Source organism: Ruegeria sp. CDSB022 (assembly GCF_059611145.1).
Genome location: NZ_JBXWOZ010000002.1, coordinates 347,786 through 367,014 on the forward strand (window position 1 = coordinate 347,786; position 19,229 = coordinate 367,014).

Sequence of the window (19,229 nt, forward strand, 5' to 3'; positions counted from 1 at the left end):
ATGAAAAGCGACGGCCTGCTGATTGTAGGCGAAGATCTGTGCGAGAAACTGGTAGGACGCCAGCAGGCCTTTGACGCTGTACAGGCTGTGTTCGGTGCGATGGCTAAAGGTGGCGCGTGGAACTTTCCCGTTATCCGCGAGGCTTTGGGCCATGCCGACGCTCTCTATGGGTTCAAATCGGGATTTGACCGCGACGGTCAGGTGCTGGGCCTCAAATCCGGTGGATACTGGCCGGGCAATGCGGCGAAGGGCCTGACCAACCACCAATCCACAGTGTTTCTGTTCGACCCCGATACCGGGCGATTGTCCGCGCTTGTCGGGGGCAATTACCTGACAGCGGTGCGCACAGCGGCCTCTTCGGCGGTTTCGATCGCGCATCTGGCGCGGCAAGACGCAAGAGTACTTGGCATGGTCGGGGCCGGACATCAGTCAACTTTCCAGCTGCGGGCGGCGGCGGAACAGCGCGACTTCGAAAAGGTCGTTGCCTGGAACCCGCATCCCGACATGCTGCCCCGCCTTGCAGCTGTGGCCACTGAGGTTGGGTTGGAATTCGAGGCCGTCAGCCAACAGGAGCTGGGCGCACAGGCGGATGTGATCATCACCATCACCTCGGCTTTTGAGCCGCTCTTGATGAAAGACTGGATCAAGCCCGGCACGCATCTGGCTTGCATGGGCACCGACACCAAAGGCAAACAGGAGGTTGACGCGGATCTCGTCGCTGCGGCGACTGTCTTTACCGACGAGGTCGCCCAGTCCGTGACAATCGGCGAGGCCCAACATGCCATCAGCCTTGGCGCCTTGACCGAGGATGCAATCGCGCCCATCGGCGCCGTCATCAATGGTGACCATCCCGGTCGGACAAGCGACGATCAGATCACTCTGTTTGATGGAACCGGGGTCGGGTTGCAGGATCTTGTAGTCGCCTCAGTCGCTGCGCGATTGGCCGACGAGGCCGGACTGGCCCAGCGCGCGACCCTCTGAAACGAAAAAGCGCGCGTCAATCGGGCGCGCTTGCTTGACCTGTCTGTTGCTGGCTCAGCCCCGGATGACCTTGGAAAACTGATCAAAGATGGGCTCGTTGGAACAGATGACCTCGCCGTCCTCCAGCACGTTACCTTCCGGGTTCAAAGCCTGCACAAAGCCACCAGCCTCTTTCACGATGATGATCCCGGCGGCAACATCCCAGGCATTCAGACGGCGTTCCCAAAAGCCTTCATACCGGCCAGCAGCAACATAAGCCATGTCCAGCGCTGCTGCGCCCCACCGACGTACACCGGCGCAGACTGGCATCAGACGTGCCAGATCCTGCAGGGTCGCAGGCAAGTCAGACCGTCCGCCAAAAGGCAGCCCGGTCGAAAAGATCGACTCGATCATGCGGTGACGACCCGAAACGCGGATACGGGTGTCGTTCATCCATGCGCCTTCGCCATTTTCTGCAAAGAACATCTCGTCCTTGGCGGCGTCATAGATCACACCGGCAACAATTTTGCCTTTATGTTCCAACGCGATCGAGATCGCCCAGTGCGGCAGGCCGTGCAGAAAATTCGTGGTGCCATCCAGCGGATCCACAATCCAGCGGCGGGTGGGATCTTCGCCGGCAATCTCGCCGCCCTCTTCGGCCAGCCAGCCATAGGTCGGGCGCGCGCCAAGCAGTTCCTCTTTCAGGATCGCCTCGGCTGCAATGTCTGCCTTGGACACAAAATCCCCGGCGCCTTTCATCGACACCTGAAGGTTCTCGACTTCACGAAAATCCTTGACCAGTGAACGCCCCGCTTTGCGCGCGGCTTTGATCATGATGTTGAGGTTTGCACTGCCAACCATTGTCCAAAGGCTCCTGTCCGGTCAAACCGCGCGTATACTGGGGCAATGCGCCCTTGCCAAGAGGAATGATACGCATAGCAGACCCGCGTTTTGTGCCTATTGCTCCTGCAGCTTGCGCGCCTCGGTTTTGGCCAACTTGATCAGCTCTTGCACAAAGGGTTTCTCAAGGTCCTCGGTGCGCACTGCAGCATAAAGGCGACGTGTAATGCCTGCCTTGGTCAGCGGGCGGGTAACATAGTCGGAATTATACTTCACCTCACGCACGACCCAGTCCGGCAGCACAGATATCCCCCGGTTCGACGCGACCAGCAAAAGGATCACAGCGGTCAGCTCAACCTGCCGGATTGCGGCCGGTTCAACCCGCGCAGGGATCAGCAGCTGGCTGAATACATCCAACCGTGTACGTTCGACCGGATAGGTAATCAGGGTCTGGCCGCGAAAATCCTCGGCCTCAATGAACTCTTTCTGGGCAAGCGGGTGTGTCGAAGCCGCGACAAACACCGCGTCATAGTCAAAGAGTTCGATGAATTCGACACCGGGCAGATCTTCTGGGTCCGAGGAAACGACCAGATCGACCTCTTCTTTTTGCAAAGCCGGCAAGGCATCAAAGGCCAGGCCGGGGCGGATATCGACATCCACATCGCCCCAGGATTTACGAAAGGATTCCAGCACCGGGAACAGCCACTCAAAACAGGCGTGGCATTCAATGGCGATATGCATACGGCCCGTGCGCCCGTCGCGCAAAGAAGAGAACTCCTGCTGTGTCGCCTCGACCTGCGGCAGGATCTGCTCGGCCAGGCGTAACAGCCGCAAACCGGCCGCCGAAAGTTTCATCGGTTTGGACCGGCGCAAGAACAATTCGACCCCGGCCTGATCCTCTAGGCCTTTGATTTGATGGCTCAATGCGGATTGAGTGATGTTCAGTTGATCTGCGGCACGGGCAAGCCCGCCACATTCATGGATCGCCTTGATCGTACGCAGGTGGCGGAATTCGATATGCATTGCGTGGAACTCATGTTGTTCTTGAATAATATGAGTTTGTCTCACAATGCGTAAGCTGGCACAAGGGTCAGAGATTTCACCCGTGAGGCCGATATGACAAGACCAGAAGTTTCATTTGAATTTTTCCCGCCACAGACGCTTGAGGCTTCATTCCGCCTTTGGGATACGGTGCAAACACTGGCACCGCTCGAACCGCGCTTTGTTTCTGTCACCTATGGCGCGGGGGGCACCACGCGCGAGCTGACGCGCGATGCGGTGGCCACATTGCACAAGTCCTCTGGCCTGCCTGTTGCTGCACATCTGACTTGTGTGGATGCGTCACGTCAGGAAACACTGGAAATCGCAGATACCTTTGCTCGGGCGGGCGTGGAGAACATCGTCGCCTTGCGCGGTGATCCGCCCAAGGGTCAGGATCGGTTCGCGCCGCACCCGGAAGGGTTCGCGGACTCGGTCGAATTGATCGAAGCACTGGCAGAAACCGAGATGTTCAGTATCCGTGTTGGCGCCTATCCGGACAAACACCCGGAAGCACAGGATTTTGCCGCCGATATCGACTGGCTAAAGGCCAAGCTGGACGCTGGGGCCGACGAAGCCCTGACTCAGTTCTTCTTTGAGGCCGAGACATTTTTCCGTTTCCGCGATGCCTGTGAAAAGGCAGGGATCGACAAGCCCATCGTTCCGGGCATCCTGCCGATCGAAAACTGGAAAGGGGCGCGCAACTTTGCCCGCAGATGCGGGACACATATTCCGGATTGGATCGAGAATGCCTTTGAGAAGGCCATTCGTGACGACCGCGAAGACCTGCTGGCCACCGCATTGTGCACAGAAATTTGTTCAGACCTGATCGAGGGCGGAGTGGACAAGCTCCACTTTTACACCTTGAACCGGCCGGAACTGACCCGGGATGTGTGCTTTGCCCTTGGAGTCACACCAAAGGCCGAGCTTCAGAACGTCGCTTGATATCCGCTTGTTTCAGACTGTGCACCCGAGGCGAAAACCCCGGGTGTTTTTGCGGAATAAGTTGGGATTACCCTGCCTGACTGGGCCACTTGAACAATCCAACTGAAGCCTTAATCATTGTCGCGATAAACCGTTCAATTCTGTTACAAATTTGACTTTAGCAACCGCCCATTCATTGTGGGGCCGTATAGTTTGTTTATGAGTGAATTTAGTATGGAACCTTTTGACAAGGTTAGTGCCCGCGCCAATGCCTTCGGCACACTTGGTCTGGCTCAAAGCGCCAGTTCAGATGACATTCGAGAAGCCTGGCGCAACATCGCATTCGAAGCCCACCCCGATAAGAATGGCGGAGACGGTGCGGCCTTGGCCAACGCCAAGGCGGCCTATGATTTGCTGCGCAGCGAGGGGCTGGCCGGGAAAGGTCTGGCGGGCTCGGCGGCGGGGAAACCACGCCGCCCCCGATTGCGCAAACGCGTTATTCAGCTGGAAACCCAAGATATTGATGCCTGTCGTGCAATGCTGAATACGGCGCTGCCCCACTTGCAGGACACCCCGGTGGACAGTCAAGATGCGGATCGCCTGCAAGATGCTGACCACATTCCGGACGCTGTCGGCTTGCATGGCCGCAACCTGACTTATTTCATTTCCGCACCTGTCTGCGAAGGTGCTAACCGCGTCGCATTGCCGACGAGTGTTCTCGCTGGCTCCAAGCGCGTCAAGACAGAGATTCTGAGCTTTCAGTCCAAAGATGCGGGCACTGGCGAAGTTGTCGTACCCGTTGCGCTTGCGACCAAGAAATTTCCGGGCGCCCGCAGCGTGCGGATCAGATTCAACGCCGACCAGCAAACGCAGGATGAGTACTGGTTGGCCGGATGACAAACAAAAAGCCCGGCAAATCAATGCCGGGCTTTGCATCCGTTGCAGAACTCTCAGTTTGTGACCGGGCCTTCGGAGGTAAACTTCGGGATCACGCTGCTGGAGGCCCCGTCGGCCTCGATGCCCGGCCAGTTTCCTTCAGCCAGATTGATATTGCCGGGAATATCTTCTTCAAAGAACCCGACAACCACATCGGTAATGTTCAGATACAGCTTGTCATCAACAATCCGCCACAGGTTCGGGTTCGCAGGCACCTTGCCGCCGCGTGACACGCCATAGGCGCAGTGACCGTCATATTGCGGCGCATAATAAGCAGGGTTTTCCATGAACTTGTCCCGGTTCTCTTCGGTCGAGAATGCCCAGGTAACGCCGTTGTATTCGGCCGTAATATCTGACCTTCCGCGGACGGCTTCGGGCTGTGATTGACCGACAGCAACCTGATCCAGACTGCGATAGGCAACCACGTCATATCCCGACACCGCATAGCCGGTGGCGTCCACATACTGATCTCCTGCAAGGGCAGGCATGGCAAATGCCAAGGTCGCAACTAAGGTCCAGGCAAGTCGTTTCATAAGGGCGGTCCTTTTTTATTGGATGGATGATCGGCCCGGAATACGGGGCTGTGCAGAGAATAGGTGATTCCTCGATCGAACGCAGTCCCGCTCGCGTCGCTGTGACATCGAATGAGAAAACGTGAAGTCTTTTGCACTGAATGTTACAAAATCTTCCCAACAGGCAGGGTTGGACTTTGCCCTTTGCAATATTAGCTGTTGAAGCGAACGGATAATTCACCCGAACTTTGCTGAGAAAGGCAATAAATGAGCGAGCAATCGACCTATACGCCCCCTATGGTCTGGACATGGGACAGCCAAAACGGCGGACAATTCGCTAATATCAACCGCCCGATTGCGGGGGCAACTCATGACAAGGATTTGCCTGCTGGGCGCCATCCTCTGCAGCTCTATTCGCTTGCTACTCCGAACGGGGTAAAAGTAACCGTCATGCTAGAAGAGCTTCTGGCGCTAGGCCATGAAGAGGCCGAGTATAACGCCTGGCTGATCAACATCGGCGAGGGAGATCAGTTTAGTTCGGGCTTTGTAGAGGCCAACCCGAACTCGAAGATCCCTGCCCTGTGGGATCGGTCCGGTGAAAAACCTGTGCGCGTGTTCGAAAGTGCCTCGATTCTGTTTCACCTGGCTGAAAGGTTCAACGCTTTCCTACCCGAATCCGGGCCCGAACGGACAGAGGTGATGAACTGGGTTTTCTGGCAAATGGGCAGTGCACCATATCTGGGTGGCGGGTTTGGCCATTTCTACGCCTATGCGCCCGAGAAATGGGAATATCCCATCAACCGCTTTGCCATGGAAACCAAGCGGCAGCTGGATGTTCTGGATCGGGAGCTGTCCGAGAAAACCTATATCGCAGGCGAGGATTACTCTATCGCCGATATCGCGATCTGGCCCTGGTACGGACAACTGGTTCTTGGGCGCCTGTACAGCGCAGCCGAGTTCCTGGACGTCGAATCCTACAAGAACGTCATGCGCTGGGCCAAGGAGATTGACGCCCGTCCCGCCGTGAAACGCGGTCGCATGGTCAATCGTGCCTTCGGCGAAAAGCATACACAGCTTCACGAACGCCACGAGGCCGGCGACTTTGAAACGCGTACACAGGACAAGCTGGAGCCGGCAGCCGAATAAACAAACCGGGCTTCGCGGATCAATCTGCGAAGCCCCATTCTGCCATTACTTAAGCAAAGGCGGTTTGTCCGGATCGCGCCCAGGAGCGATATGCGCATTCACACGTGCCTCAGGCTGCGGCAGATCGTACCGCAAACCCACCCGCGCCAAAGACGCTGCGGCCGTGTCACTTGATTTGAAAAAACCTACGTCCATTGCCCCAGCTTCGACCCCGGAAAAGGTAAGCGCTTCAGACGCGGCCTTAGCCAGAGCTGCCTCTGCCCCTTCGACGGCATCGACAAATCCCAGCAAATGCCCGAAACCACCTTCAGCCGTTTTGGTGCTGACCAGATAGGCGGCTTGCGCCAACCCAATGGCCGTAGCCAGCTTGGCGTCCAAAGCTGTCAGCAGTTCGTCGGGCAACCCCGATGGAGCCAGGAACTCGGACAGGTGCTGTTGCACCTCTTCGGGACCATGCTGCAAAGTTTCCACCAACCAGCCCAATGCCTCGGGCGGGATCAACATCGAGGACGGGGCAACTTCAAGGTTCAACCCCAGCCCGATCCCCTGCCCCGACAACATAGACGATAAAACCCGCCCCGACAGCGCAACATAGGGCACCGGGCGGTCTGCGAAGCGGGCCAGCCGGTCTTCACGATCGAAAGCCAGCACAAAACGCCCGTCTGCCACGTCGAACAATTCGGGCGAAATATTCTCGTTCTTTGCCTCTTCCGTCAGCATCAGGAACAGCTCACTGTCAGCCAGCCGTTCAAAGAAACGCAGACGGGCGGCATCATCCTGCGGAGCGGCCTCAGCCGCGGCATGGGCGGCGTCCAGAGCCGAAATCTCAGTCATTCAGAACCTCTTGCACCCGTGCGCGCAAAACCGGCAACAGATCGGCTTCGAACCACGGGTTTTTCTTCATCCATGCCGTATTCCGCCAGGACGGATGAGGCAAGGCAAAGACCCGCGGCGCATAGTCCCGCCAGTTGCGCACGGTTTCGGTGACTGACCCACGTGACTTCAGGTGATATCTATGGGCGTGCCCCCCGACAAGAATGGTCAACGGCACAGGCCCAAGATCCGCCATGACCCGATCATGCCAAGTCTGACCGCATACTGGCGGAGGAGGCAAATCTGCCTTGCGCGCATCATAGCCGGGAAAGCAAAACGCCATTGGAACGATCGAGACACGTGAACGGTCATAAAACAGCTCCTCATCAACACCCAACCACGCCCGAAGCCGATCACCGGAAGGGTCGGTAAAAGGGCGACCCGACGCATGCACTCGTGCCCCCGGAGCCTGACCACAGACTAAAATGGGCGTGTCTTTGCGGAACCAGACAATGGGTCTTGGTTCATGCGCGGTTTCAGTTGCCGCAAATCGGTCAGCACAAATACGGCAGGCCTCTATTTCTTTTTCGAGTGGGTTCATGAGATCGCAATCAGTGCCGCATCAGATGGTTGGTGTTCTGAAAGCAAGATAGGTAACACACATCCAGACGCCAACAGATGCAAAAGTCACATTACCAAAAACGACCCCCGGAACGCATTGATCATTTGTTTCATAATTCGACATAATGTGGCCTATATGGCGCCGTAGAGGTACCGTTCTTTCGCCGATCCGAACGGCGCAACAACAAGATAAACCCGCAGGCCTTGGATGCTTGAGTTTGAAAATGTCAGCAAGTCCTTTTGGACCGGGACGCGCCGAAAGGTGATTCTGGACAGAGTGTCTTTTCGCGTCGAACTTGGCACATCCATCGGTATTCTGGCCCCGAACGGTACCGGGAAAACCACCCTGATCAACATGATGGCCGGACTAGAGAAACCCGACGAAGGGGTCATTCGCAAATCCTGCCGCGTCTCTTTTCCGATGGGATTTACCGGCGGAGTTTCAAACAAGCTGTCGGCTCTGGAGAACTCGCGCTATATCGCCAAGATCTATGGTATGGACCCGGACTATGTCGAGGCATATTGCAGTTGGCTGTGTGGCCTGGGTGAATATTTCAATCAACCGCTGGCGACCTATTCATCCGGTATGCGGTCGCGGTTCACATTCGCGTTGATGCTGGCTCTGGATTTCGACATGTACCTCATCGACGAAGGGATGCCGGCCACAACGGATGTTGAATTCAACAAAAAGGCAGGCGACATTCTGCAGGAACGGCTGCGCACGACAACACTGGTCATCGTCTCTCACAACCCGGCCCTGCTTGAAAAATTCGCGCGTCAGGCGGCGGTATTAGTGGATGGTCAGCTTCACTTGTTCGAAACCTTGGAAGAGGCAAAGCAGTTATATGACTACCAAACCCAGGGCTGATAAATACAACTGGCGCCGCAAACGGCGGTCTGCGGGAAATGCCGAAACGCGCGAAGACGCGATCTCGCGTATTCGCCAGGCCACAAAGGCGCCCGGCCCAGAAAATGAACCGCCAGTAGGGACCGAGATCGACGCTATCAAACGCGAAGGACTGACCGGCCGCCAACTGCGGGTGGCACGTCGTCTTGCCCAGAAAAACGGTCTTGCGGCGACTTCGGACTATGATGCAGTTCGGTTGTTGCGCAAAAAGGGAATTGATCCGTTTGAACGCTCCAGTCTGCTGAACCTTGCCTCGGAAAAGAAAACTTCGGACGAGCAGACGAATGATCGCATCACGATCCACCTGCCCCAGACCGTGAAAGATGCACCAGAGAACTTGCCCGGACCGGAGATGAGCCCGGCCGAGCGGCGTGAACGTGAAATCGGACAGATTCAGAGGGACATCGCCCGCCGCCGCCGTCGCAAACTGTTCGCTCTGTTTGCACGGCTTGCGGCCTTTGTCCTGCTACCTACCTTTGTCGTGGGTCTCTATTTCTATCGGATCGCGACCCCAATGTACGCCAGCAACTCTGCCTTTCTGATCCTTCAGGCGGACGGGGGCGCGGGCTCTATCGGAGGGCTTCTGGCAGGGACCCAATTTGCGACCACGCAGGATTCGGTTGCCACCCAGGAGTTTCTAGAATCGAAAGATGCGCTTGAACTTTTGGACACAGAGGCCGGTTTCGCTGATGTGTTCAAACAGGACTGGATCGACCCCATTCAGCGATTGTCCCCGGACGCCAGTCTCGAAGAGGCTTACAAGCTGTACAAACGCATGATCACGGTCGGATATGACCCGACCGATGGCCTGATCCGGATGGAGGTGGCGACACCTGACCCCCAGACTTCGGCCGCGTTTTCACGAGAACTGATTTCCTATGCCGAGCAACGGGTAAACGCGCTGACCGAAAAGAAACGCGAAGACCAGATGAAAGATGCCCGGGAAGGGTTTGTAAGCGCTCAGGAAGAACGCAAGAAAGCTCAGGAAGACCTGATCGAGCTTCAGCTGCAAGGCGCAATCCTTGACCCTGAAAGCGTCATTGCCGGGTTGCGGGGCCGCATAAACGAAATCGAGACGCTTATTCAGGACAAAGAACTGCAGCTTGCAGCCTTGTTGGACAATCGCCGCCCAAACAAAGCCAAGGTGGATGGCGCACAGGCCGACATCGCACGGCTTACGGTTGTGCTGGAGGAATTGAACGCCGAAATGCTGGATGTCTCTGCCGGCGAGAATTCGCTGGCCAGGCTGAGTGTTCGGATTCAGATGGCACAGGCCGATCTGGCCGCTAGGGATATGATCCTGCAATCAGCTATGCAGCATATGGAGACAACCAGGACCGAAGCCAATCGTCAGGTTCGGTATCTGACGGTTTCCGTCAATCCTGTTCCCAGTCAGGAACCCAGCTATCCGCGCAAGTTCGAAAATACGATTTTGGCTTTCCTGTTGTTTGCTGGTATCTACCTGATGATCTCGCTTACCGCGTCGGTCCTTCGTGAACAGGTATCTTCGTAAGACACATGAAACATGTAAAAATCTCCGATCTCACGGTCGGCAATGATCTTCCCCTGACGATCATCGCCGGTCCCTGCCAACTGGAAACTGCCGATCATGCCCAAATGATCGCAGGAAAAATGAAAGAGGCCTGCGACGCCGCCGGGGCGCAGTACGTCTTTAAAGCCTCGTACGACAAGGCGAACCGGACTTCTCTGTCGGGTGCGCGTGGTATGGGAATAGACACAGGGCTCAAGGTTCTGGATGACATCCGCAAAACCTTGGGCATTCCAGTGCTGACAGATGTACATACCGAAGCCCAGTGCGCGATTGCGGCCGAGGCTGTGGACGTGCTGCAAATCCCTGCCTTTCTATGCCGACAAACAGATATGCTGCTCGCAGCTGGCGAAACCGGCAAGGCGGTTAATGTCAAAAAAGGACAGTTTTTGGCCCCATGGGAGATGGGCAACATCGTGAGCAAGGTCGAAAGCACTGGGAACACAAACATCCTGCTGACAGAACGCGGAACTTCGTTTGGATATAATACGTTGGTCGCTGACATGCGCGGCCTGCCGCAGATGGCCAAAACGGGATACCCGGTCGTAATGGATGCCACACACTCGGTACAGCAGCCTGGCGGCAAAGGTGGTTCTACTGGTGGGCAGCGAGAATTCGCGCCTGTGATGGCCCGCGCTGCGGTTTCGCTTGGCATCGGTGCGGTTTTTATCGAAACCCATCAGGACCCTGATACTGCACCTTCCGACGGTCCCAATATGATCCCATTGGACCAGATGCCGCAGCTCATCGATACATTGATGCGTTTTGATGCGTTGGCCAAGGCCAACCCTATCCAGATCTGAACAAGAGTATTCCCATGACCAAACCCAACCCCGAGGTGACTCCGAACACCTGGAGCTTTCTGCGCGACGCAATGATCAAGCCAACCGGCTTTCGCGAATATGATGCCCGCTGGAAATATCCAGAAGAGATCAACCTGCCGGGCATGACCGCACTGGGGTTGGGTCTGGGCACACAGATGCGCAAGCGTGGGATTGAACCCGTGATTGCTGTAGCCAATGATTATCGTGACTATTCTCTGGCCATCAAAAATGCCCTGATCCTGGGCCTGATGCAGGCGGGAATTCAGGTAAAGGATATCGGTCCGGCGCTTAGCCCGATGGCCTATTTCGCTCAGTTCCATCTGGACGTTCCAGCCGTGGCCATGGTCACGGCCAGCCACAATCCAAATGGCTGGACCGGGGTCAAGATGGGGTTCGAACGTCCCCTGACCCATGGCCCGGACGAGATGTCAGAGCTGCGAGACATTGTTCTGAATGGCGAAGGGCAGACCCACCCTGGCGGGTCCTACGAATTCGTTGATGGCGTGAAAGAGGCCTATATCGACGATCTGGTCGGCGATTTCAGAATATCCCGACCTCTCAAAGTGGTCTGTGCCACAGGGAACGGCACCGCATCCGCCTTTGCCCCGGAAATCTTTGAACGCATGGGGGTAGAAGTCGTGCCCAGCCATAACCAGCTGGACTATACTTTCCCGCATTACAACCCGAACCCAGAAGCGATGGAAATGCTGCACGACATGTCCGATACCGTGAAAGCCAGCGGTGCCGACATGGCGCTGGGGTTCGATGGTGACGGTGACCGCTGTGGCGTTGTGGATGACGAGGGGGAGGAGATTTTTGCTGATAAGGTCGGCGTGATCATGGCCCGCGATCTGGCCAAGATTTACCCCAATGCCACCTTTGTCGCCGACGTGAAATCAACCGGCCTTTTTGCCAGCGACCCTGAGTTGAAGGCCCGCGGGGTCAAGGCAGATTACTGGAAAACCGGCCACAGCCACATGAAGCGGCGAGTCAAAGAGATCAACGCGCTGGCCGGGTTCGAAAAGTCGGGGCATTACTTTTTGGCCGAACCGATTGGACGTGGTTATGATTGCGGCATGCGCGTCGCGGTTGAGATCTGTAAACTGATGGACCGCAACCCGGACCAAAGCATGTCCGACCTGCGAAAGGCGCTACCGAAAACATGGTCGACACCGACCATGTCCCCCTATGCAGCGGATACCGAAAAATACGACATACTCGACCGCTTGGTCGCAAAGCTGGTCGCCAAATCCGAAGCCGGAGAGACGCTTGCAGGTCGCCCGATCAAAGAAGTGGTCACTGTCAACGGTGCCCGAGTCATTCTGGACAATGGCAGCTGGGGGTTGGTGCGCGCCTCGTCGAATACGCCCAATCTGGTGGTCGTCTGCGAAAGCAGCGAAAGCGAAGAAGAGATGCGTGCCATTTTTGCGGATATCGACGCGGTTATCCGAACCGAACCGGGTGTCGGAGATTACGACCAGACCATCTGAGCGTTGGTGTCGGGGCGCTGGCCCCGACACTTCAATTTCCGCCAAACAGCTTAAGCAGTCCTTTCTTGGCCTCGTCCTCAAGCTTGTTCTTCAGCGCATCCTCGACGCTGTCCCCGTCAGTCCCGGCCGTACCGGTATCGCCGCCTATCTTGTCGATGACTTTCTTTTTGACATCATCCTCAAGCTCTTTGACCTTTCCTCCGGCGGCCGCTTCGATCACCTTGGTCAGGTCCGGCTTGATCGACGGATTGCTCCATGGTCCAACGATACGCACCGGAACCGACAGGCCCTCTCCCGAATTCGCACGCAGAGCGACCGGCGTGAACAGATAGTCGATATTGCGCGCTCCGATCCCGACTTTTCCTTTGCCATCCGCGCGGAAATTGTCCAGCGACATCAACAGATCGTTGTTCTGCAAAACGCCCTTATCAATGGTGAAGCTAGCCGTCAGGCTGTTGAACACGGTGGTGCCACCCGATCCTTTGCCTCGTCCCATAAGACGATCAAGGTCAAAGCCCGATATCAACCCCTTTCCTACATCCAAGCTGCCCTTACCGCTGAGAGAACGCATGATCTGATTCTCGTTCTGGCCAACGCCCAGAAACTCGAATGATCCTGACCCGGTCCCGGACAGCCGCTCGACCCCGACCAAGGCTGTCAGAGCTTGTTTGAGGTCAATGCCCTTGGCCTTTATCTTGCCGCCAACGGACAACCCATTCCGATTATTGGCCACCACCTGCCCGTTCAGCGTTCCGGAAAACAAGGTTGCCGGGTTCATCTCCAATGCAGCCCGAGACCGGTCCAGCCGCATTGTCAGGTCGCTGGGGCCAAGCGTCAGCTCGGGCATCGCGATAGATTTGGCTGTCAGTCGAATTTCACCATTGGCCAAAGCCAGCGCCGAGGCGTCGATCGGTTCCCTTGACCACCCCTCCAAGGCAGCACCCGCGCCGGAACCGCCGGAACTGGACGAGACCGTCTGACCACTTTGATTATAGCGAGAAAGATCAAGATCACTGGCATCCAACCGAGCAGTGATCTGTGGAGGGATGGAAATTACAATATCAACTTCACCTGTAAAACGGTTACTGTCGAGTGAAGCCACCAGATCGCGCACAGATATGCGGCCATCTCTGGTATAAGTCATCTGCCCCGACACATTCGCAGCGCGGCCCAACCCGTACGGCACTCCAACGCCCTCCTGACCGAACGCGGCCAGCATTTTTTCCGTGTCTTTGGTTTTCAACTGCAGCTTGCCGTCCATCTCTCCGGCAAGGTTGACGCGCCCGTCAAACCCGATGTCACCACCGGGGGCGGCAAGCGCCAGCTCAATCTCGGATGCCGCGCCCGAGGCATAGGCCGGCAGGTCGGGTATCTTGATATCCACGCGGGCCTCACCGCCCGGAACCGGCATTTGTGCATCCAGAACCATGGGGGCCGAGACTGCTGGCCAACTAGCAGACAAATCCACATCTGCGACATCAAATCGGGCCGATCCATTTTCAACAAAGATCAGACGCGCCTGAGTCAGTTTCAGATGCTCCAGTGTCACCGCACGCGATGCATCCGCCGGTTTTGATCCACCCGAGCCGCTGGCTGTCGGGGCGACGGCCGTGTCAAACTCCCAGTTTCCGCGCCCGTCTGACAGTTCAAGTCTGAGGGTCGGATTCTCGGCAATAATCCGTTTGATCAGCACATCGCCGGACAAAATGGCCAAGGTATCGACCCCAACCGCCAGGCTTTCGGCGCTGAGCATCGGCTCAGACCCCGCCCACGAGGCATTTCCGAAGGAAACCGCCCCGGTTTCCATGCCCAGCACAGGCCAGAAGGATAGCTTAACGCCCCCCGACAGTTTCAGATCACGCCCGGTTTGTGCCTTGACCTGCTCGGCCAGAATGGTCGCCAACTTGTCGCCCGGCATCAGCAGCAACGCGCCGATGACAAGACCGACCACAGCCACCAAAAGGAACAGGATGCGCATTAGCCATTTCATTTTCTGCTCTCCGACTTATTTGGCACGCTATAAAAAGATCATTCAAAGACGGCAGCGCATTTGCAAGGGGAAGCTTTCCCCACTATATGCCGCGCCATGACCACAAACCCGCCAAACCTCCGCCCCGACCTGGCACCTGCTGCCCGGATCACTGATACACCACGTCCGAACCAGCCGACCATCGGCATGGTATCGCTGGGTTGCCCCAAGGCTTTGGTCGACAGCGAGCGGATTCTGACGCGCCTGAGGGCCGAAGGATACGGCATCTCGCCGGACTATTCAGGCGCGGATGCCGTGATTGTGAATACCTGCGGATTTCTGGACAGCGCCAAGGCGGAGTCTCTGGATGCCATCGGCGAGGCTTTGGTAGAAAACGGCAAGGTTATCGTAACCGGATGCCTGGGGGCCGAACCCGATTACATCCGCGAGCATCACCCGCGTATCATGGCCGTCACCGGACCACATCAATACGAACAGGTGCTGGACGCGGTACACAAGGCCGTGCCGCCTGATCCCGACCCCTTCGTGGATCTGCTGCCTGCGGCCAACGTTCAACTGACGCCGCGCCACTACAGCTATCTCAAGATATCCGAGGGCTGTAACCACAAATGCAAGTTTTGCATCATCCCGGACATGCGCGGCAAACTGGCCAGCCGTCCGGCGCATGCTGTTCTGCGCGAGGCGGAAAAGCTGGTCGATAACGGTGTGCGCGAATTGCTCGTGATCTCTCAGGACACGTCGGCCTATGGGTTGGACCGGAAATATGACGTGAATCCCTGGAAAGACCGTGAGGTCCGCAGCCATATCACCGATCTGGCGCGCGAATTGGGACAGCTGGATGCGTGGATTCGCCTGCACTATGTCTATCCCTACCCGCATGTGCGTGAGCTGATCCCCCTGATGGCGGATGCGGGCAGTAACGTCCTGCCCTATCTGGACATTCCCTTCCAGCACGCACACCCGGATGTTTTGAAACGCATGGCCCGCCCTGCTGCGGCCGCCAGAACACTGGACGAGATTGCCGCCTGGCGCGCGACCTGTCCTGATATCACGCTTCGTTCCACCTTTATCGTGGGCTACCCCGGCGAGACCGAGGCCGAGTTCCAGACCCTGCTGGACTGGATGGATGAGGCGCAGTTGGATCGCGTCGGTTGTTTTCAGTACGAAAACGTCGACGGAGCCCGCTCTAACGATCTTCCTGATCATGTGCCCGCCGAGGTCAAACAGGACCGCTGGGAGAGGTTCATGGAAAAGGCTCAGGCGATTTCCGAGGCCAAACTGGCCGCAAAGGTCGGCCAGACCCTGCAGGTCATCGTGGATGAGATCGATGATGAGGCCGCGACCTGCCGCACCACCGCCGACGCGCCCGAGATCGACGGCAACCTGTTCATCGACGAAGGGTATGAGGCCCTGAAACCGGGCGACATTGTCTCGGTCGAGGTGGACGAGGCCGGGGAATATGATCTATGGGGCAAGCTGCGCTAACCACACATAACTGAATTGACCGACCCAGCGGCAGTCAGAAAAGGCTCAACAGCCCGATAACCCAGGCCAATCCGCCAGCCAAAGCAGACAGTGCCACCGCAGCGCTGGCGGCGTCTTTGGCTTGCCCGGCCAATAGATTGTGTTCGGTCGAAGTATGATCCACCGCCCGTTCGATCGCCGTGTTGAACAGTTCGGCCACCAGAACCAACAGACCGATCACCAGTATCAGAGCCCGAACGCCATCGCTCAGGGGCAGCCACAGGGCCAGACCCGCAGAAACAAGATTGGCGCAGACCCAAGCGCGGAACGAGTATTCACCGTGCCAAGTGGCAGCCAATCCCTGCCAGCTCCAGCGGATGCGGTCCTTTAGATGGGTGACAAGTTTTCTCATGCGACCTCGGTAATTCAATAGGTCAAACAGAAACCCGAACACCGTATGACAGGCAATAAAAAAGCCACCCATAGGGCGGCTTTTTTGTTCGATTGTGCGGGCGGCTATGTCGGAATCCGCCCGCGAAAATCTTATTGAGCAGTCGGATTACATACGGTCTGACCTGCTTCGGTCGTCGCCAGATCTGTCCCTGCCGGGCAGCTCGGCGTGCCGTATTTGTCATAATCTGGGGTAATGTATACCGGTGTCGGCTCTTCCTGTTGCGAGCAAGCAGCCAGAACCAGGGCAAACGCACTAACGGCAGCAAATTTGAGTTTCATGTCCGTCATTCCTCTAATTAATTTCTGTTATTGCCCTGAACATGGGGCCGACTTCACAATACGGTGTGGTTGGTAATTTTGCAATAAAATCAACAGCGCGTTTGCGAAAGCAGGCAAAACCATGCCGGGGGGATTGCCTATGGAATGGGTGCCGCGTGGCAGCTACTGCTTTCGGCACATCTGTTCAGGCGATAGACTGGGGAAAGTCAGCGAACGGAGAAACCAGATGCCAGAAGGTCCAGTCATTGCGCAAAAAGCGCCCTATCCAATCGAAGTAACCGAAGGAAAAAGCTATTTCTGGTGCTCGTGCGGCCGGTCCAATCGGCAGCCATTTTGTGATGGATCTCACAAAGGAACCGGCTTTGAACCGGTCAAGTTCACGGCTGATACCAGCAAGAAACTCTTCTTCTGCGGCTGTAAAAACTGCGCTAACCCTCCGTTTTGCGACGGGACACATTCCAAGATCTGATCACTTCAGCCGGTTGAAAACCTGGCTATTTACGCAGAACCCGGGCGCTGAACGGGGATCAGATTGCTGCGCCGCCAGCCATATCGTGCATTTCTCGTGACAGTCCGAGGCCCGGCAACGCGTTACCATCTCGGCGTATTCATCCGGGCTCAACCGCCCGTCGGACATGGCTTCGGTCAACGAGATCTTAAGGCATCGGGCAACGGATCGAGTTAGCCAAAAGTGCTTTTCCACGTCGCCCAGTACAGCGTGTTTCATCCCAATTCCTGCATTTGTATTACTTTCAACGCGGCGAATTGAAGTTTGTTCGGGCAGGTTTGCGGTGCTCCTGCAACATCTGGATGTCTTTCCATCCAATCCGGGCAGGCAGCCGCCCAGCCACATCCCTGACACAGGCGGATCATTTCAGCCCAGTCTTCCTGACTTAGCCGACCTTTATTGTGGGCCCGCACAATATCCGTACCCGTCGCTTGCCCCATCCTCAACACAAGGCGCAAATGGGTCATGAGGTGTCCAAGGCGCGGCATTGCGGCCCCCCTAAGGGATCAACTTGCTTAACAAATCCTGGTTCCGGCAATATTCGGGGGTCTGCGCTGCCAGAACCGGTTGATTCAAAAATGATTGGCAATGGCCCGGGTTCGGGCAATCGGTGCATCGCAGAACCGCATCGGTAATCTGATCCACCGATATATGTCCAGCGATTGCAGATTCCTGCAGATCCACCCCCAGCTTGCCAGCCATACGGTCAAAAAGACCAGCATGATGCCTAAGCGTTTCGCGATCGGGCATTGGCATTCCTTTCCGTTTCGCTTTGTCCGATCAGACTAGCAATACGAAACAGCCCAAGCCTTGACGCAGGTCAAAGTCCCAATTCCAGTTCGTCCAGATAAGCCCGTGTTGCATCCTGCACCCGTCGGAATCGATCACCGCCCAGCTTTTTTCCGCCATACCATCGAGTGACAATGACGATATGACCGCTCAGTTCGGCCCTTTCCAGCATGCGCAGAATCACCATTCCGGCACCGCTTTCCCCGTCATCCGCCTTGAGCGCACCAGTAGGCAGGATTGCGGCCCAGGTATTGTGCGTGGCCTTGGCATAGCTTTTGTCAGATTTCAGGTCCTGCAGGACAGCTGCCACCTCGTCCCGGGAACTGACCAAAGCGCCGGACACGGCATATTTCGATCCGCGGTCCGTCAAGACAACCCCCAACCGTTTCAGTCCCGTCATTGTGTCAGCCCAAGCTGCCGTGAGGTTTCCAAAACAATTTCGACGCGCTGAGCATTCGGTGGATGGGTGCCTAGAAAACGATCGCCCGGGTCAGGAATTCGGGCAAAATAGCGGGCTCCTAACAAGGGATTATAACCTGCCCGGTGCGTGATGATCGTTCCCAACCGGTCCGCTTCCAGTTCAAAGTCCTTGACATATATCTGGGCACCCACCTGCGCGCCCAGCTTCTGCGCCTGTTCAAGATCGGCGTCATTTGCCCCCGCTATGCGTGCAAGCTCGCCAAAAATCGCGGCGCTTTCTCGTGAGTTTTCGGACTGGCGGGGAATATGGCGCAGGATGTGATGAGCAGATTCATGCCCCATCACAAAGGCCAGTTCATCGGCGTTTTCCACCGATTGAATCATCGCGCGGGTGAAGATTATGACTGGTTGATTGTCGTCATCCAAGGTTTGAAAAGCATTTGCTGGTGCGCGAGGGTTCAGATCAACCACGATCGAAAAATCGCAGTTGCTGACATTACTGCGCCGCTTGCACTCTGCGCGCGCCACATCCCCGACCCTTTGACTGATTTCGCGAAAGGTCAGCACATCGACCTGAAAATCAGTTGAAGGTTGTTGCCATTCCTCTACCGGCTGAACGCGTAACGAACCGGTGTCACAGGCCGACAGAACCAGACCAAATATCATCAAGATCAGGCGACGCATACTATTTCCTTTGGTCCGGTCATGCCTTTTCGTCGAACATAGCCCGACACAAGGCGGTTCGCCACCGGACGATTTCCCAAGA

At 56.6% G+C, this 19,229-nt stretch carries 23 protein-coding genes; 10 read left to right on the forward strand and 13 right to left on the reverse strand.

All coding sequences use genetic code 11. The annotated features are described in order from the left end of the window. Positions 1-981: an iminosuccinate reductase BhcD gene (gene bhcD, locus AC2FIZ_RS07125; RefSeq protein WP_496790813.1), complete on the forward strand. Its 981-nt coding sequence runs from the start codon at positions 1-3 to the stop codon at positions 979-981. A gap of 54 nt (positions 982-1,035) precedes the next feature. Here the strand turns inward: bhcD and AC2FIZ_RS07130 are convergent, their stop codons facing one another. Next, entirely contained in the window at positions 1,036-1,821 is a 786-nt protein-coding gene (locus AC2FIZ_RS07130) for an inositol monophosphatase family protein (protein ID WP_142636646.1), read from the reverse strand. A 96-nt stretch (positions 1,822-1,917) separates the two neighbouring features. Next, entirely contained in the window at positions 1,918-2,823 is a 906-nt protein-coding gene (locus AC2FIZ_RS07135; protein ID WP_142636644.1) for a LysR family transcriptional regulator, read from the reverse strand. Positions 2,824-2,916: 93 nt separating this feature from the next. Here AC2FIZ_RS07135 and metF point away from each other — a divergent pair, with 93 nt between their 5' ends. Continuing rightward, on the forward strand, positions 2,917-3,783 hold the full coding sequence (metF, locus tag AC2FIZ_RS07140; RefSeq protein WP_496790814.1) for a methylenetetrahydrofolate reductase [NAD(P)H]: 867 nt from the start codon (positions 2,917-2,919) through the stop codon (positions 3,781-3,783). Between the two features lie 213 nt (positions 3,784-3,996). Further along, positions 3,997-4,659: a J domain-containing protein gene (locus AC2FIZ_RS07145; protein ID WP_142636640.1), complete on the forward strand. Its 663-nt coding sequence runs from the start codon at positions 3,997-3,999 to the stop codon at positions 4,657-4,659. A 53-nt stretch (positions 4,660-4,712) separates the two neighbouring features. Here the strand turns inward: AC2FIZ_RS07145 and AC2FIZ_RS07150 are convergent, their stop codons facing one another. Next, positions 4,713-5,231, reverse strand: a complete 519-nt coding sequence (locus tag AC2FIZ_RS07150) for a YHS domain-containing (seleno)protein (protein ID WP_281994960.1) — start codon at positions 5,229-5,231, stop codon at positions 4,713-4,715. 246 nt (positions 5,232-5,477) lie between these two features. Here AC2FIZ_RS07150 and yghU point away from each other — a divergent pair, with 246 nt between their 5' ends. After that, complete coding sequence (gene yghU / locus AC2FIZ_RS07155; RefSeq protein ID WP_271949300.1) at positions 5,478-6,356, forward strand: glutathione-dependent disulfide-bond oxidoreductase; 879 nt, start codon at positions 5,478-5,480, stop codon at positions 6,354-6,356. A 45-nt stretch (positions 6,357-6,401) separates the two neighbouring features. Here yghU and AC2FIZ_RS07160 read toward each other — a convergent pair whose 3' ends face one another. Together AC2FIZ_RS07160 and AC2FIZ_RS07165 are read right to left on the reverse strand one after the other, a co-directional pair. Further along, on the reverse strand, positions 6,402-7,190 hold the full coding sequence (locus AC2FIZ_RS07160) for an SseB family protein (RefSeq protein ID WP_281972684.1): 789 nt from the start codon (positions 7,188-7,190) through the stop codon (positions 6,402-6,404). After that, positions 7,183-7,770, reverse strand: a complete 588-nt coding sequence (locus AC2FIZ_RS07165) for a uracil-DNA glycosylase family protein (RefSeq protein WP_282027571.1) — start codon at positions 7,768-7,770, stop codon at positions 7,183-7,185. Before AC2FIZ_RS07165 ends, AC2FIZ_RS07160 begins: the two co-directional genes overlap by 8 nt. A gap of 228 nt (positions 7,771-7,998) precedes the next feature. On the opposite strand from AC2FIZ_RS07165, the gene AC2FIZ_RS07170 reads away from it, so the two are divergent. The 4 genes from AC2FIZ_RS07170 to AC2FIZ_RS07185 are packed head-to-tail and all read left to right on the forward strand — an operon-like array spanning position 7,999 to position 12,560. Beyond that, a complete protein-coding gene (locus AC2FIZ_RS07170; protein ID WP_142636630.1) occupies positions 7,999-8,658 on the forward strand; it encodes an ABC transporter ATP-binding protein in 660 nt (219 codons plus the stop codon). Then, positions 8,636-10,210, forward strand: a complete 1,575-nt coding sequence (locus tag AC2FIZ_RS07175) for a KpsE/RkpR family capsule polysaccharide export protein (RefSeq protein WP_271949292.1) — start codon at positions 8,636-8,638, stop codon at positions 10,208-10,210. The genes AC2FIZ_RS07170 and AC2FIZ_RS07175 overlap by 23 nt, the downstream gene beginning before the upstream one ends. Before the next feature lie 5 nt (positions 10,211-10,215). Beyond that, positions 10,216-11,049 carry a 3-deoxy-8-phosphooctulonate synthase gene (kdsA, locus tag AC2FIZ_RS07180; protein WP_142636626.1) on the forward strand — a complete coding sequence of 278 codons (834 nt, stop codon included), beginning with the start codon at positions 10,216-10,218 and terminating at the stop codon, positions 11,047-11,049. Positions 11,050-11,063: 14 nt separating this feature from the next. Next, a complete protein-coding gene (locus tag AC2FIZ_RS07185) occupies positions 11,064-12,560 on the forward strand; it encodes a phosphomannomutase/phosphoglucomutase (protein WP_281994962.1) in 1,497 nt (498 codons plus the stop codon). Between the two features lie 31 nt (positions 12,561-12,591). On the opposite strand, the gene AC2FIZ_RS07190 is transcribed toward AC2FIZ_RS07185, so the two are convergent. Beyond that, complete coding sequence (locus AC2FIZ_RS07190; protein WP_496790816.1) at positions 12,592-14,550, reverse strand: AsmA family protein; 1,959 nt, start codon at positions 14,548-14,550, stop codon at positions 12,592-12,594. Positions 14,551-14,646: 96 nt separating this feature from the next. Between AC2FIZ_RS07190 and rimO the strand changes: the two genes are divergently transcribed. After that, positions 14,647-16,035, forward strand: coding sequence for a 30S ribosomal protein S12 methylthiotransferase RimO (gene rimO, locus AC2FIZ_RS07195; RefSeq protein WP_281994964.1), 1,389 nt, complete (start codon positions 14,647-14,649; stop codon positions 16,033-16,035). 34 nt (positions 16,036-16,069) lie between these two features. Here the strand turns inward: rimO and AC2FIZ_RS07200 are convergent, their stop codons facing one another. Both AC2FIZ_RS07200 and AC2FIZ_RS07205 read right to left on the reverse strand, forming a co-directional pair. Beyond that, entirely contained in the window at positions 16,070-16,426 is a 357-nt protein-coding gene (locus AC2FIZ_RS07200) for a diacylglycerol kinase (protein WP_142636618.1), read from the reverse strand. Between the two features lie 131 nt (positions 16,427-16,557). Further along, the gene (locus AC2FIZ_RS07205; RefSeq protein WP_142636616.1) at positions 16,558-16,746 is read right to left on the reverse strand and encodes a hypothetical protein; all 189 of its coding nucleotides are present in this window, start codon (positions 16,744-16,746) and stop codon (positions 16,558-16,560) included. Between the two features lie 226 nt (positions 16,747-16,972). On the opposite strand from AC2FIZ_RS07205, the gene AC2FIZ_RS07210 reads away from it, so the two are divergent. Beyond that, positions 16,973-17,215 carry a CDGSH iron-sulfur domain-containing protein gene (locus tag AC2FIZ_RS07210; RefSeq protein ID WP_142636614.1) on the forward strand — a complete coding sequence of 81 codons (243 nt, stop codon included), beginning with the start codon at positions 16,973-16,975 and terminating at the stop codon, positions 17,213-17,215. Here the strand turns inward: AC2FIZ_RS07210 and AC2FIZ_RS07215 are convergent, their stop codons facing one another. The 5 genes from AC2FIZ_RS07215 to AC2FIZ_RS07235 all read right to left on the reverse strand — a co-directional run bounded on the left by AC2FIZ_RS07215 (position 17,216) and on the right by AC2FIZ_RS07235 (position 19,147). Further along, positions 17,216-17,473 (reverse strand): DUF6455 family protein, encoded by a 258-nt coding sequence (locus tag AC2FIZ_RS07215; RefSeq protein WP_271949278.1) that lies wholly within the window; start codon positions 17,471-17,473, stop codon positions 17,216-17,218. Further along, positions 17,470-17,742 (reverse strand): DUF6455 family protein, encoded by a 273-nt coding sequence (locus AC2FIZ_RS07220; RefSeq protein ID WP_496790817.1) that lies wholly within the window; start codon positions 17,740-17,742, stop codon positions 17,470-17,472. Before AC2FIZ_RS07220 ends, AC2FIZ_RS07215 begins: the two co-directional genes overlap by 4 nt. Positions 17,743-17,752: 10 nt before the next feature. Further along, positions 17,753-18,004 (reverse strand): DUF6455 family protein, encoded by a 252-nt coding sequence (locus tag AC2FIZ_RS07225; protein WP_271949274.1) that lies wholly within the window; start codon positions 18,002-18,004, stop codon positions 17,753-17,755. Between the two features lie 70 nt (positions 18,005-18,074). Continuing rightward, a complete protein-coding gene (locus AC2FIZ_RS07230) occupies positions 18,075-18,443 on the reverse strand; it encodes a YigZ family protein (RefSeq protein WP_142636608.1) in 369 nt (122 codons plus the stop codon). Continuing rightward, entirely contained in the window at positions 18,440-19,147 is a 708-nt protein-coding gene (locus tag AC2FIZ_RS07235; RefSeq protein ID WP_271949271.1) for a M48 family metallopeptidase, read from the reverse strand. Before AC2FIZ_RS07235 ends, AC2FIZ_RS07230 begins: the two co-directional genes overlap by 4 nt. Positions 19,148-19,229: the final 82 nt, after the last annotated feature.